The sequence below is a fragment of the Winogradskyella wichelsiae genome, assembly GCF_013403925.1.
Classification (GTDB): Bacteria; Bacteroidota; Bacteroidia; order Flavobacteriales; family Flavobacteriaceae; genus Winogradskyella; species Winogradskyella wichelsiae.
The window spans coordinates 534042-547877 of sequence record NZ_JABFDJ010000001.1; the positions used below are offsets into that span (position 1 = coordinate 534042).

The 13836-nt window shown below is 31.8% G+C and carries 15 protein-coding genes and 1 pseudogene; all 16 read right to left on the bottom strand.

All coding sequences use genetic code 11. From position 1 onward, the window contains the following. Positions 1-8 precede the first annotated feature (8 nt). The 16 genes and pseudogenes from HM985_RS02355 to gcvH all read right to left on the bottom strand — a co-directional run bounded on the left by HM985_RS02355 (position 9) and on the right by gcvH (position 13796). Positions 9-1304: an efflux RND transporter periplasmic adaptor subunit gene (locus HM985_RS02355; protein ID WP_179374689.1), complete on the bottom strand. Its 1296-nt coding sequence runs from the start codon at positions 1302-1304 to the stop codon at positions 9-11. A gap of 2 nt (positions 1305-1306) precedes the next feature. Then, positions 1307-2749, bottom strand: coding sequence for a TolC family protein (locus tag HM985_RS02360; RefSeq protein ID WP_179374690.1), 1443 nt, complete (start codon positions 2747-2749; stop codon positions 1307-1309). 52 nt (positions 2750-2801) lie between these two features. After that, a pseudogene (locus HM985_RS02365) lies at positions 2802-3317 on the bottom strand (efflux RND transporter periplasmic adaptor subunit); the annotation flags it as partial. 127 nt (positions 3318-3444) lie between these two features. Beyond that, positions 3445-3678 carry a hypothetical protein gene (locus HM985_RS02370; protein WP_179374692.1) on the bottom strand — a complete coding sequence of 78 codons (234 nt, stop codon included), beginning with the start codon at positions 3676-3678 and terminating at the stop codon, positions 3445-3447. A 2-nt stretch (positions 3679-3680) separates the two neighbouring features. Further along, positions 3681-4226 (bottom strand): DUF420 domain-containing protein, encoded by a 546-nt coding sequence (locus HM985_RS02375; RefSeq protein ID WP_179374693.1) that lies wholly within the window; start codon positions 4224-4226, stop codon positions 3681-3683. Between the two features lie 49 nt (positions 4227-4275). Continuing rightward, a complete protein-coding gene (locus HM985_RS02380) occupies positions 4276-5037 on the bottom strand; it encodes an SCO family protein (RefSeq protein WP_179374694.1) in 762 nt (253 codons plus the stop codon). Next, positions 5030-5749: a hypothetical protein gene (locus tag HM985_RS02385; RefSeq protein ID WP_179374695.1), complete on the bottom strand. Its 720-nt coding sequence runs from the start codon at positions 5747-5749 to the stop codon at positions 5030-5032. Before HM985_RS02385 ends, HM985_RS02380 begins: the two co-directional genes overlap by 8 nt. A 157-nt stretch (positions 5750-5906) precedes the next feature. Then, on the bottom strand, positions 5907-6353 hold the full coding sequence (locus HM985_RS02390; RefSeq protein ID WP_179374696.1) for a cytochrome C oxidase subunit IV family protein: 447 nt from the start codon (positions 6351-6353) through the stop codon (positions 5907-5909). A gap of 19 nt (positions 6354-6372) precedes the next feature. After that, positions 6373-7374, bottom strand: coding sequence for a cytochrome c oxidase subunit 3 (locus tag HM985_RS02395; RefSeq protein WP_179374697.1), 1002 nt, complete (start codon positions 7372-7374; stop codon positions 6373-6375). Positions 7375-7410: 36 nt separating this feature from the next. Continuing rightward, positions 7411-8010, bottom strand: coding sequence for a cytochrome c oxidase subunit 3 (locus HM985_RS02400; RefSeq protein WP_179374698.1), 600 nt, complete (start codon positions 8008-8010; stop codon positions 7411-7413). Continuing rightward, complete coding sequence (cyoE, locus tag HM985_RS02405; RefSeq protein ID WP_179374699.1) at positions 8011-8904, bottom strand: heme o synthase; 894 nt, start codon at positions 8902-8904, stop codon at positions 8011-8013. It abuts the gene before it with no gap. A gap of 213 nt (positions 8905-9117) precedes the next feature. Beyond that, entirely contained in the window at positions 9118-11229 is a 2112-nt protein-coding gene (locus HM985_RS02410; protein ID WP_179374700.1) for a gliding motility protein RemB, read from the bottom strand. A 123-nt stretch (positions 11230-11352) separates the two neighbouring features. Next, positions 11353-12147, bottom strand: coding sequence for an energy transducer TonB (locus HM985_RS02415; protein WP_179374701.1), 795 nt, complete (start codon positions 12145-12147; stop codon positions 11353-11355). Between the two features lie 117 nt (positions 12148-12264). Next, positions 12265-12993: an energy transducer TonB gene (locus HM985_RS02420; protein ID WP_179374702.1), complete on the bottom strand. Its 729-nt coding sequence runs from the start codon at positions 12991-12993 to the stop codon at positions 12265-12267. A 61-nt stretch (positions 12994-13054) separates the two neighbouring features. Next, on the bottom strand, positions 13055-13399 hold the full coding sequence (locus HM985_RS02425) for a VanZ family protein (protein ID WP_179374703.1): 345 nt from the start codon (positions 13397-13399) through the stop codon (positions 13055-13057). Between the two features lie 16 nt (positions 13400-13415). Beyond that, positions 13416-13796 (bottom strand): glycine cleavage system protein GcvH, encoded by a 381-nt coding sequence (gcvH, locus tag HM985_RS02430; RefSeq protein ID WP_179374704.1) that lies wholly within the window; start codon positions 13794-13796, stop codon positions 13416-13418. Positions 13797-13836: the final 40 nt, after the last annotated feature.

Below are 13836 nucleotides of genomic sequence, written 5' to 3' on the forward strand. Positions count from 1 at the left end.
TTAAGACTTTATTCTGATTGCTCTTCAGTCTTTTTATTGGGTACTAAAATTAAATCACCTGGATTTAAATTTTTAGATACCATACTGTAAGGTCCTGTTATGATTTCATCATCCTTTGTTAAGCCTGAAACAATTTCGATATTGGTATCATCTTGTATACCTGTTTTAACAACTCTTAATTTTGCTTTACCATTATCATTAACAAAAACACATTCAAATTTTTGTTCTTCTTCACTTGAATTATTGTCAGCTAATTCTGAAGTTTTAGTATAAGGTTTCTTAGTAGAACTTGTATCTGTCTTGATTACAATTGCACTAATCGGTACAGAGATTGCATCTTTTCTCGTTTTAGTTATAATATCTACGGTAGCGGTCATACCTGGTCTAAATGGCGAATAGGTTTCGGGTTTACCTTCTGTTAAATCTTTATAAGATTCCTCTATAATTCTTACCTTGACCTTAAAATTGGTTACCTGATCTGCTGTTAAATCACCAGCTGCAGAATTTGCAATAGCAGTAACAACACCTTTAAATTGTTTCTTTAAATACGCATCAACTTCAACAATTGTAGAGTCACCTATGCCTACTTTTACAATATCATTTTCATTAACATCAACCTCAACTTCCATATTCTTCAAGTTAGCAACTCGTAGAATTTCTGTTCCTGCCATTTGTTGTGTTCCTACTACACGCTCACCAAGTTCTACACTTAAAAGTGAAATAGTCCCTGTCATAGGGGCATATATTGTAGTTCGGTTTAGATTATCTTTAGCTTCATTAACTGTTGCCGCTGCACTTTGAACATTATAATATGCTGAGTTTGTTCCTGCAGTTGCTGTTTCATAAGCAGCAATAGAACTGTCCCAATCTGACTTAGAGATTACCCCTCTATCAAAAAGTGTTTTATTTCTATCGTAATCTGCCTTTGCTTGTTTTAAGCTAGCTTCAGCTTGCGCTAAACCGGCTCTTACGTTTTGGTAAGAAGCTTGACTTCTACTTACCGCAGACTGAATTAAATCTGGGTTTACTTTTACTAATAAATCCCCTTTATTAACTTCTTGTCCTTCTTTAAATGGCAATTCTAAAATTTCACCTGAAACTTCTGAAGAGATCTTCACCTCAACTTCTGGTTGAATCTTACCTGTAGCAGATACGGTTTCTACAATATCTTTTAAAGTGACTTCTTTTAAGATAACCTCTTTAAAATCGCCTTTTTCACCAAACCATCCCATTTTAGAACCTACCACGACAATTACTAATACTAAAATGACAATTCCGATAATTATTTTTACTGTTTTGCTCATAATTAAAACTTTAATTCTGTTGCTGGAATTCCGAAGTATAACTCAAGAACTTTCAACTTAAATATGTAATCGTATTTTGATCTATTTAATTCAATCTTACTGTTATCGTATCTCACTTTTGATTGACTAAAATCGAAAGCATTTGTTAAACCAACATCGTAACGTTCTTTGGCATAATCATAAGCTAATTCTTGTGACTCTAATGCTAATTCTGCTGCTTCGTAAGATTTTAATGCCCCTTTAGCATCAACATAAGCTTGGTATACTGTAGATTCTAAATCTAATTCTGCTTGTTCTAATTGATACTTTGAGCGTTCTAAACTAATTCTACTTCTTTGAATGTTTCCTTTAGTAGTAAAACCATTTAAAATTGGAATATTTAATTGTAGACCATAACCAATACCATCATTTAAATATAATTGATCTACAAATGGGTCTGCACCTACTTCAGTTACTAACGTATTAGAAAATTCACCTATAACAGCCTGACCTGTGCCTTGAACTGTACCTATTTGTTGCGTGATAGTAGGATTATCTGGATCTACTTCTGAAATAAAAGATTGAGTATCTGTATATCTTGTATTATAACCAAAGAATGCTGATAGTGTTGGGTAATTTACTCCTTTAGCGATCTTTAAATCTACCTCTGCTAATTCTACAGTTTGTTCAGCTATTTTAATTTCTGATCTTGTTTGCCTAGCTGACGCAATAATTTCTGAAACATTTTTATCTGCAATTCCTGAATCTACAATATCATAACCTTCTTCTTCAACATCAAAATTTTCATAATCTTTAATTAAGAGAAGTTGCGCTAAACTAATTAATGAAATTTGAATATTATTTTGGGCCTGAATAATTGATTGTTGCTCACTTGCATCAGTAGCTTTAATTTCTAATAAATCACCTCTAGGTAATGAGCCTGCCTCTACTAATTGTTCTGTTCGCTCTATCTGTTCTTTGGTGACTAAATTTTGAGACAACAATACTTTTAAATTCTCTTTATTAAGAATTACAGTAAGATAGCCGTTAGCTACAAATAAAGAAATATCATCCTTCATTTTATCTAAACTATACTGACTGGATAGCTTAGAAATATCTGCACGCTGCAACTGTCTAAAATTTCTTAATCCATCAAACAAAGTGTAACCTACATTTATGTTTCCGGATGCTGATAAAAATGTAGTTGTTTGTGCATTATTAGTAACGGGATTAAAACTAAGTCCTGTGTTTTCCGAAACTCCTGCACCTGCGCTAAGACTAGGTATAAAATTACCTACAGCTGTTAATTTTTCGATATCTGCAAGTTGCATATCGAGTTCGCTTTGCTTAACAGAGATATTATTCTCTAGCGCATACTCAACACACTCCTTGAGTGTCCATTTTTTATTCTGTGATTGTGCTATTACTCCAAAGAGAAGTAATACTACTAGGATTGATTTTTTCATGATGTCTATTGGTCTATGTAAAACTTAAAATGTTACACTTAATTTAAATATATTACTGCGCATAATCTGGAACACCTTGTAATTGATTCCAAACTTTTATTTTATCGGTTTTAGAAATACCACTTTTAACTTCAACAAAAATACCATCGCTAATACCTAATTCTAAATCTTTTCTTTCAAATTTTTGATCACCAATCGCAACTTCAACAAATGGTTTTTTAGTTTCCTCATCATATTGAACTAAAGCCTCTTTAATAGCTAAAACTTTCTCTGCTTTATTTAAAATAATTGAAGCATTTGCACTTAAACCCGCTCTAATAAATGTTGAGTCTATTTTTTTTAGAGTTCCTTTTATTTCAAATTGAACAGCTCCATTTTCTGCAACACCTTTTGGTGCTATATAATCTAAAACTGCTTCAAATTGCTTATTTTCTATGGCACCAACTGTAATTTCTAGTGGTAAACCTTCTTTTATTTTTCCGACTTCACTTTCATCTACTTTACCTTCAAAAATCATTTGCTTTACATCAGCGATAGATGCTATTGATGTTCCTTTATTAAAATTTGAACGATTGTTACACCATCAAATTAATAATATCAAATAAAAATTAAATTACACCTATAAATTGTATATAGATGTGAATGAAATGATTAGTTATACATAAGACGTATATCTTTTAATAATGTTACAGATATTAATCTATCTTTTCTGAATTATCTGTCTTATTATATTTTCGATAAATAATAAAGCCAATTGTTGCTACCAAAATGTAAGGTACTGCCATTAAAAAAACGATACCATCATTTATACCTTCTGCTGCAGATTGATCTTCTCCACTCTCTAAAACAGCTCTGCACATAGCGCATTGTGCATTTGTAGCGATAAAGAAAAAGAATGCAATAAGTGATAAACCGATTTTACGTTTCATAATTAAATGTAATAAGGTGAAATCATAAGATACACAATAACACCCGTTACTGCAACATACAACCACATTGGAAAAGTTATTTTTGCTATTTTTCGATGACGCGCTCTATCATTCGTGATCCCTCTTACATAAGTAATTAATACAAATGGAATAATAACAACAGATAAAATGATGTGGGTAATTAGAATGAAGTAATAAATGTATTTTAAAACACCCTCACCTCCATACTTTGTAGAATCACTAGTCATGTGATAAATGACATACATCACAAGAAAGACTACGGAAGTCCAAACAGCAGTACTCATTAAATTTTCATGGAGTACTATGTTTTTTTTTCTAATGGCAACAAAAGCAGCGATTAAAAGTAATGCTGTAAACCCATTAATTGTTGCATATATTGGTGGTAAAAAGGTTAATGGCTGAACATCAAACCCTAAGTCTTGTAGTTTAACTCGCGATAAAATAGCTACTACAGCAGGAATGATTATAGATAGTACAACAATCCACTTATTATATTTTTTAGCTTTTTTAGTATCAATGGTATCCATAACTATAGGTATTGTAGCCTCTACAGCTTGTTTAAATAATAAGTGCGTATTACTCTTTTAATAATTTTGCTATATCTTCTTTTAGAATAGTGATTTCTTGTGGAATTCCATCCTCATCGACACCTATAGCTTCTGCAATTAGTCCATTATAGAAAATTTTAGGATTTCCAAAATCATCTGTTCTAGATCGGATAAACCCTTCTTTATCAATTAATGCAAAATTTCCTGAATGTTCAAACCCACCTTCTGCGGTATCATCTTTAGCAGTATAAAGATTAAAACCTTCATTTGCCAACTTATAAATAACAGTTTCATCACCTGTCATAAAGTGCCAATTTGGGTTTGTAACACCATATTTTTCAGCGTAAGCTTTTAAAACTTCTGGTGTATCTATTTCTGGTGAAATTGTAAAAGAAGCCACACCAAAATTTTCGAATTCTTTAAAATCTTCTTGAACTTCTACTAAGTTTCTGTTCATTATAGGACAAATTGTAGGACAGGTTGTAAAGAAAAATTCTACAACATAAACTTTGCCTAAATAATCTTCGTTTGTAATTATTTTACCATCTTGATTTGTAAAACTAAATGAAGGCACTTTTTTAGATTCTCCATTAATTTCTAAATACGCTAAATCACTTTTATGTTGTTTCCCATTATTGGCATGAGGTTTCGAGACCTCTTCACTTCTACTCTCATCCCTTGTGATATCACCATCATTTACACGGTCTACAATTTTCGGAATAAAAATGATTCCAAATAATAAAATAATAAATGTAATTCCGATATACGAATAGTTTGCTTTTTTACTCATTACTCTTATTTATTTCGTTTGCTCTTCTAGTATTAGAATCATCGAATTCCCCTGTTCTTTTCTGACGGTATTCTGTAAAAAGAATTCTTACATCATCACTCATCATATTTTTTATTTCAGCCACCTGGATTGCATCATAAGAATAAACACTGAAAGCTGGTTTGTTTTCTTCAATCTCTCTTTCATCTCTACCGTCAATTCTACCGCGTTGATTAAGATCTTTATCTATAATAAATACATTACTTACAGATAAATCATTTTCTAAACTAACATTTGACTTTAAAGAGTTGTAAAGCATTTTTATTTCGCCTTCTGTACCAAAAGCATAATGCCAATACTTTAGATCTTCATAAGTATTAATCTCTTTTTTAAGCGCTTCAATTTCTTTCTCTGACCCTTCGGGAACAATAATGACTATTTGAAAATTCTTAAAGCCTTTAAACTTATCATAGACCAACTCTTTTAGATTAGATGCAGCGATCATATGTTCTAAAGGTGATTTACCTAGAAACCCTAAAACAGTTATACGGTCTTTTAATGAAAGTTTCTCAACTCTATCTGAATGAAAAGATTGAATTTCAGAAACGTTTTCATTTACGATATTTAAAGGATCGTAATTATGTTTTGCTGGATATAGCATTAACAAGAATGCTACTGGTAGAAAGAATAATATACCAAGAACGATATAGCGTTTTACTTTTACTATTTTCATCTTTTTGAGAACTATAGCCCTTAATTTTAATGGCTTTATAATCTATAATCTATCTTAGAATATAGAAATGCAAAAATAAAAAAGGTGGTTTATATAAACCACCTTTTAATTGTATTTAACACTTTGTTTGTACTTAGTGCTGATATGTTGTTTTTACTTAAAAATCTTTCTTGATTAAAGCATGTTCACCATTGTAAACACTAAATACATAGCCACCCTCTTGTAGTAAAATAAACACTAGGTAACAGATTAAGAAAACCCCTGTCCAAACTATCATTTTTCTAAAACTACCAGTTTCATCTCTTAAGTGCATAAAATCCCATGCAATATAATAAGCTTTTACAACTGTTAAAAGAATGAATATTAAGTTTAATGGTTTCATATATACAATAGGTGATAAAATTAAGTTTCCTATTGTAGCAAAGAAGCCTCCTTCTAATGGATCTAACCAAGTATGCATTAATATATCTGGTTTATAAATACCTAATACAACTTCTACCGCTGTTATTAACGATAAGAAGATTAAAACACCCCAGATCTTCTCAATGTTAGATTTAAATTTCCAACGTCCTCTAAATATTTCTAATTTATGTTCTTGTGCCATAATATATTTTAATTTCTTATTATACTAAATAGAAGAATGTGAATACAAATACCCATACTAAATCGACAAAGTGCCAGTATAATCCCACTTTTTCAACCATCTCATAACTTCCTCTTCTTTCGTAAGTACCTACTACAACATTAAAGAAAATAATGATATTAAGTATAACACCTGAAAGAACGTGAAATCCGTGAAAACCTGTTATAAAGAAAAAGAAATCTGCAAATAGCGATGTTCCATATTCATTAACCTGAAGGTTAGCTCCTTTAACGACAAGCTTTCCGTGTTCTTTAATTTGTTTTAAAGATTCTGCCCTAGATAATATGGTCTTATGACCGTTTTCGTCTAGAAACTGGTTTCTTACTAAAACATTTTCGTTTGCTGCTAAACCAGCATAGATTTCATCCACAGTGTAAGGTGGCAAAGTACCTTCATCTGTAAACCATATTCCGTTTTTACGTTCGTGATCTATACGATCACTTTTTTGAGCAATAGCAATATCGTCAATTGAAACGCGTTTAAATGTTTCTTTACCATCAACAGTAATATATTCACCAAATTGTAAAATATTACCCCCTTTAGTTTGAACGGCACCGTAATCGCCTTTAATAAACGTTCCCCATTCCCAAGCTTGTGAACCTAAAAATATAGCTCCACCAATTATGGTTAAGAACATATATATGGTCACTTTAGACTTGTTCATGTGGTGACCTGCATCTACGGCCAAAACCATAGTTACAGAAGACATAATTAAAATAAACGTCATTACCGCAACATAAATCATTGGCAATTCCTGACCATGTAAAAACGGTACGTGTGTAAACACTTCGTCCGCAATTGGCCATTCGTTTATAAACTTAAATCTTGAAAAACCATAAGCGGCTAAAAAGCCTGAAAATGTTAATGCATCAGATACAATGAAGAACCACATCATCATCTTTCCGTAACTTGCTTTTAGTGGATTATTACCACCTCCCCAAGTTTTTTCTTCTGTACCAGTACTAACTACCGTAGAATCCATAGAATTATTTAAATTTTTTAGATTGGACAAAAATAATCAAATTATATACTTAAAAAAATATAAAAACAAAAAGAGCACAACCCAAAGCACATCTATGAAATGCCAAAAATTAGATGCTAGTTCAAATCCTAACATATTGTTGGAGTTATACTTTTGTTTAAAATGATTATAAATTACAACAATCAAACATATTAGCCCAGCAATGACGTGTGCTATATGCAATATCGCTATTACATAAATGTAAGACATTGTAATATTACTCGTTGGTCCGGTGAAGTAATAACCGTCAGAAATAATTTCACCAAATCCCTTAAATTGACTAAAAATAAATGCAATACCTAAAGCTAAAGTTACCAATAAATACATTGACACTAGTTGCATTTTGTTTTTTTCTAATGCGCGCTTTGCTAAAATAAAGGTTAAGCTACTTATTAAAATAAGTATTAAACTAATAAAAAAAGACCTTGGTAATTGAAAATCTACCAACCAGTCTTCATTAAGTCGTTGTTTACTGCTTACTATAAACGCACTTAATAAACCAGCAAAAGACATAATTAGAGATCCTATAGCGAACCATATCATCATTTTTTTAGATCTTGCGACTTTCTCCGCACTTGTTCCTTGTGTTAAATCCATTTATCTTAAAAATTTATCTGCAACATATATTATTTGTAGCATCGTTATATAAAACACACTAGATAGCATCAGCTGTTTTGCTGTTTGTACTGTACGATCTTTAAATAACTTAAAGGCATAAAACAACATTACCAAACCTAGTATAAAAACTAAAACAGCACCAACAATAGACAATTTTAAATCACCAGACAACCCAAATACTGGAATTATAGAGGCAAGTATTGTCCAAACGCTATACATAATAATTTGTACTGCAGTCCCTTTATCGGGTTTCCCTGTTGGCAACATATGGAAACCTCCTTTTTTATAATCTTCATGTAAAAACCACCCTATAGACCAAAAATGTGGAAATTGCCAAAAAAATTGAATAGCAAATAAAGTTCCTGGCTCTATACCAAATTCGTTACGTGCAGCTACCCAACCTAACATAAAAGGAATTGCGCCTGGTAAAGCACCAACAAAAACAGATAATGAAGTTTTCGTTTTTAGAGGCGTATATACACTTGTATAAAGAAATATTGAAATAGCCCCATACATTGCTGTTTTAGGGTTAATTATATATAAGGTGATTAAACCCAGTATAGTAAATGAAATTGCTATGACAAATGCTGTATTTACAGACATACGCCCTGCAGGAATAGGTCTGTTTTTAGTTCTATCCATGAGCACATCTAAATCGCGCTCAATAATTTGATTATATGCGTTAGAAGCACCAACCATAAAATAACCACCAAAAGCCAATAATGTAAGCGTTGCAAAACTTATAGTTTCAGCACCTAAAAAATATCCCGCTATTGATGAAAACACCACACTTAAGGATAATCCCATCTTGGTAATTTCCTTAAAATCAGTTACCACAGAAACTGTTGATAGTGAAGATTTTGTACTGCTCAAATTATATGAAATTTATTATTCTAAAAACGACTGCGAAGATAACCTGAAAATTAATTCTAACCAACGTTAAACTTTAGTTTTAACAATAGACTTAGAGACCAAAAAAATCAAATTAGATTTTAATTTACCAGATATCTAATATTTAAACTCATTCATAGCCGATTAGATCTATAAACGTTACCGTAACAAGAAGATCAGATGGCATTTATATAGCTACATATCGTTGTACCAATTAAATAAATCTGTCCGAACACCTACACTAAACCAAAGCGTATTTGAGTCTTGAGTTGAAGCAGTTATTGCTTCAGGGTTAAAATCCCGATATATAATATTAGTAAATACTTTTAAATTTGTCGCCGGATTTAATAAATAACCTGCTTGTATTTCTGTCATAAAACTATTTGTTTTATTTCCTTGACCAATTTTTATACCCGTATCTGCATTACGATCATTATAATCCCTGTAAATATCCCCTCCGTAAGAAAAACTATCTTCATCGGTATTAAAATCAAAACCACGTTGCCCTATAATAAATTTAGCATCACCAAACCATCGTTTATAATTATAACGACCAATTAATACCAATTCCTTAAAATTCGCACCCCAAAGATGTGCCATTGGTTGATTAAAATTAGCATAATTAAGAATCTGTGTATTGTGCGAATAAACGTATGGTCTTACACGATTATATTCTGCCTGAAGCAATAGATTATCGACATTAAATGCATTAAAATATTTAGCTCCTAATTGAAAGCCAAACTTATTCTTCCAGCTCTTTTCCCCTGCTTTAACATCACCTAATGAAAATTCATCTAAAACAAACTGCCCATAAAGATTTACCTTATTGTTCCATTTGTATTTAGAAGACAATCCTAAAATAGCATTTCCGGCACCTTGACCCGTTTGAAATTCTATCGCTCTAAAGAATATGATAGGATTTAGATAATTGACATCAAAACCTCTTCCATTAGTATCGGCCCAAATTACAGACTCAAAAAGACCAATATTTAATCGTTTAGAGACGTTCCAACTTAAATAATGATTCGCCATATACTTAGTCAAAAAAGCTTTATCCTCAACAACCTCATCTCTTACATCTTTTAACCACATCCATGTACTTGTATATTTTATTTTCCAAAATGTCGTATTTAATTTTAAGAATGGATAAGGACTAGAAACATCACTCTGAAATAAAGAACGATAACCATCTCCTATAAAATTTTTACCATGACCAAACTGTACATTTAAAAAATCGGCAGGTGTATATGAGACATAAGCTTCTGCTACAGGATAATCGTAAGCATCCTCTTTAAAACGCTTTGCAATACCACGACCAGGAATAACTGCAGGGTCTGGACCAAAAGCTTTTAGACTTTCTGCATATTGATTAAAATAATCCGCAAATCTACCTTGACTTTCATAAATGGACGTTGTTAAATTAAACCGCTTCGCTAAACCTGCCTGAATGTAAACTCCACGAGTATTATTCCAAGTGGTGTTAAAATCTGCCTCTGTATCTTTACCGATCTGCAGATCTAAAATTGGATCTACGGTAAACCAATAGTCTTTACCTTGAACCTCCACGAGGTGCTCATTAAATAATTTTCTACCGAGCCATGAATCAACGTCTTTAGCTAAACTTTCTTTCTCTCCTTTAATATCGTAATATCTTGCTACATCATTATATACAAATGGCTTTGCTGCTGTATGGCTATTGGTACCAACGGCATTCATTTCATCATCAAATCTCGCATAATACGAATGCGTAAATGGTACATTTAATTCGCTGCTATATTCTAAATTTTCAAAAGCAATTTTTTCTTTTCTAATAGCATCAAACTCATCAGATAAAGTTGCATTAAGATTTTCTTTATTAGTTAATACAACCTCATCTCCCGCTTTCACTAAAAATTTTTCAACAGGTTCGGTTAATGGAAGTGCAATCGTAATACTATATTGAACAAAGGTTGGATTCCCATTATAAGTTGCTGGCTCCACTTTTGGTAGTGCATCAAAAACACGTTTTGTTTCTATTTTTAGTTCATCGTAAATAGCATCTGTATACAAGGTTTTAAATTCACCTGTACTATTCACTTCAAATAAAACTTTGACATTACCGACATAAGATTCATCAATCACTACTTGCGGTGTTTTAAAATTTTTATAGATGAAAGTATTCAGTGTATAATTAAAACAAGATTTTAATTGATCAACATCAACAGAATTACACTCCTTAAATACAGGAGATTTCTCATATGATAATAAAGTTTGAGTGTAACCAAAAGTGGTTGTTAAAAGAATAGCAAATAACACAATGCGCTTCATAAAAGACTAATATTAGATGGGCGAAAGATACTTATTTTTTTTAGTAACCTTGAATACTATTTAAGCACAAAAAAACCGTTATTCTGAGAATAACGGCTTACCTATTATTAATCTGTATTACTATTAATTATGAATTTGGTATGAGATTGGAAGCGTATAAATAACACCAACAGGAACGTTGCCTTGTATACCTGGCTCCATTTTTGGAATTTTGTTAATAACACGATTGGCCTCATTTTCTAGCGCAGGATGTGGGCCTCTAATTTTAACATCAGTCACATTCCCTTCTTTATCTATAGTAAATTGTGTATAAATTTTTTGCTTACCAGATAGACCATAATTAGAACCGATATCTACATTAAACTTTTTACCGATTAATTTAGTAATCTTATCTGACATACATTTTTTACGATCTATATTAGCATTATACTTCTCGCAACCTGGATAAACAGGAACTTTTTCTACAGCTACAAAATCTACAATAAGAGGTTCTATTGGTTTCTCAATATCTGGAATTCCCTCTACTGAAAGTGGCATGTTCACTTTTGGTTTATGGTCCTCTGTTAGATCTATTACCTTTTGAATAATTGGATCATCGTTTTCAATTACTTTAAGAACATCCTTTACCTCACTGCTTGGTAATTTTTCAATTTGTTTTGGTTGGATGACCTCTACTATATAAGGAGGGACGTAATCTATTGTAAGCTTATCGACCTGCGCTTCGTCCTTCACAATATTAATGTTGTTTTCTTGAAACTGCATTTCAAAAAGTGCATAAGTACCCAATAAACAAAGTATCAAGCCTATCTGAAAATAAAGGGATGAATTTTTTTGTAAATTTGCATCATGCTTACGCGATTTGTTCACTTCAATAGTGCTCTGACCAGCAATATTGATGTCTTTTTTAGAATTTTTCATAATATTATGATTTAAACGTTAATGTTATGATAAAATCACAATAAGCATACCAAAAACGAAAATCCCGCTCAATAAATTTGAACGGGATTTTTATTTAAGAAAAAATTCTATTTACACTTAGTCTTGTACTTGAAATACAATAGGAATAGAGAACGGCATAACTACAGCCTTTCCCCTTTGTTTACCTGGCTTCATTTTAGGTAAATCTCCAATAACACGTTTTGCTTCTTTCTCTAATCCAGGGTGTGGACCACGAGCTACAATATTTGTAATGTTACCAGATTTATCTACTTTAAACTGAACAAAAATTCTTTTTCTTCCAGGAGGTAAACCTAAATCACCAGCTAAATCTGTATTAAATTTTCTACCGATAAACTTATTCACTTTATCGTTCATACATTTCTTTTTAGCAGCATTTCCTTTTTCTTTTTCACATCCAGGAAAAACAGCTACATTTTCAATAACTGAAAATGGCACTTCTAAATCTTCTTCTACTTCTGCTACTTCTACCTCTTCAACTTCAACAATTTCTGCTTCCATTTCAGTTTCTGTAGATTCTATAACCGTTTCTTCAATCTCCTCTTCATCTTCTACAACTTCAATAATTTCTGGCGCTGCAGGTGGCGGCGGTGGCGGTGGTGGTGGTGTAACAATTTGTTCTGTAATTGGCACTTCTTCGTCTAATTCATCATCTAGATTTAACGAATCTGCAACAACATCAGTTTTATCATAAGTTTTATAATTGATAGCCATGTAGGTAATCCCTAACATTAAGGCAAGACCAACAGCAAAGTACAGCGAACTGTTTCTACTTACATCCGATTTCGGACTTTTTTTAGGTTCCATAGTATTCTTTTTAAATATAACATCGCTAATTTAACTAATAAAAAGTAAAAAAAACAAAGCTTTAGGTTAATTTTATTTTAGATCTATTGATCTGACTTGCAATTAACGTACCAAAAATGGCACCAATACCATTGGCAATCAAATCATAAGTATCATAAGTTCTATTAGAATTAACAAAATATTGCAATAGCTCTAATATAAACCCGAGTATAATAGCTACTACACAAACTATAAAAAGTAAGCGTATAGACTTTGAGTAGTTAACAAAAAGTCCCCAGACTAACGTTAAGCAAAAGTAAGCGACAACATGGTAAATTTTATCATCAAACGACGATCCTAAACTAGGAACACCATTTAATGTAATTAAACTCGCTACAACCAATGACAAAGTATAAAATATTGCCATTAGCAAGAGCCCTTTTTTAACCACCAATATGTGCTTTATACGCTTCTGCAGATAATAAATCATCTAATTGAGATGCATCTGAGAATTTTAATTTAATCATCCAACCTTTTCCGTAAGGATCAGTGTTTACATTTTCAGGCTCATCTTCTAAACCTTCATTAAATTCAACAATCTCACCAGACACAGGTAATATTAAGTCTGAAACTGTTTTTACAGCTTCAACAGTACCAAATACTTCGTCTGCATCTAAGCTTTCATCTAGAGTATCTACTTCTACATAAACAATGTCTCCAAGCTCACCTTGTGCAAAATCTGTAATTCCAACGATAGCTAAATCGCCTTCGACCTTAACCCACTCGTGATCTTTAGTATATTTTAATTCTGATGGTATATTCATTTTTTATAGGATAAAATAGTTATAATTTAGATGCAAATGT

Excerpts from the sequence above, each read along its gene's own strand:
- gcvH (WP_179374704.1), bottom strand. The coding sequence starts at position 13,796 with ATGAATATACCATCAGAATTAAAATATACTAAAGATCACGAGTGGGTT.
- HM985_RS02375 (WP_179374693.1), bottom strand. The coding sequence starts at position 4,226 with ATGGATACCATTGATACTAAAAAAGCTAAAAAATATAATAAGTGGATT.
- HM985_RS02425 (WP_179374703.1), bottom strand. The coding sequence starts at position 13,399 with ATGGCAATATTTTATACTTTGTCATTGGTTGTAGCGAGTTTAATTACA.
- HM985_RS02415 (WP_179374701.1), bottom strand. The coding sequence starts at position 12,147 with ATGAAAAATTCTAAAAAAGACATCAATATTGCTGGTCAGAGCACTATT.
- HM985_RS02390 (WP_179374696.1), bottom strand. The coding sequence starts at position 6,353 with ATGGCACAAGAACATAAATTAGAAATATTTAGAGGACGTTGGAAATTT.
- HM985_RS02355 (WP_179374689.1), bottom strand. The coding sequence starts at position 1,304 with ATGAGCAAAACAGTAAAAATAATTATCGGAATTGTCATTTTAGTATTA.
- HM985_RS02385 (WP_179374695.1), bottom strand. The coding sequence starts at position 5,749 with ATGAAAATAGTAAAAGTAAAACGCTATATCGTTCTTGGTATATTATTC.
- HM985_RS02360 (WP_179374690.1), bottom strand. The coding sequence starts at position 2,749 with ATGAAAAAATCAATCCTAGTAGTATTACTTCTCTTTGGAGTAATAGCA.
- HM985_RS02420 (WP_179374702.1), bottom strand. The coding sequence starts at position 12,993 with ATGGAACCTAAAAAAAGTCCGAAATCGGATGTAAGTAGAAACAGTTCG.
- HM985_RS02380 (WP_179374694.1), bottom strand. The coding sequence starts at position 5,037 with ATGAGTAAAAAAGCAAACTATTCGTATATCGGAATTACATTTATTATT.
- HM985_RS02400 (WP_179374698.1), bottom strand. The coding sequence starts at position 8,010 with ATGGATTTAACACAAGGAACAAGTGCGGAGAAAGTCGCAAGATCTAAA.
- HM985_RS02370 (WP_179374692.1), bottom strand. The coding sequence starts at position 3,678 with ATGAAACGTAAAATCGGTTTATCACTTATTGCATTCTTTTTCTTTATC.
- HM985_RS02395 (WP_179374697.1), bottom strand. The coding sequence starts at position 7,374 with ATGGATTCTACGGTAGTTAGTACTGGTACAGAAGAAAAAACTTGGGGA.
- HM985_RS02410 (WP_179374700.1), bottom strand. The coding sequence starts at position 11,229 with ATGAAGCGCATTGTGTTATTTGCTATTCTTTTAACAACCACTTTTGGT.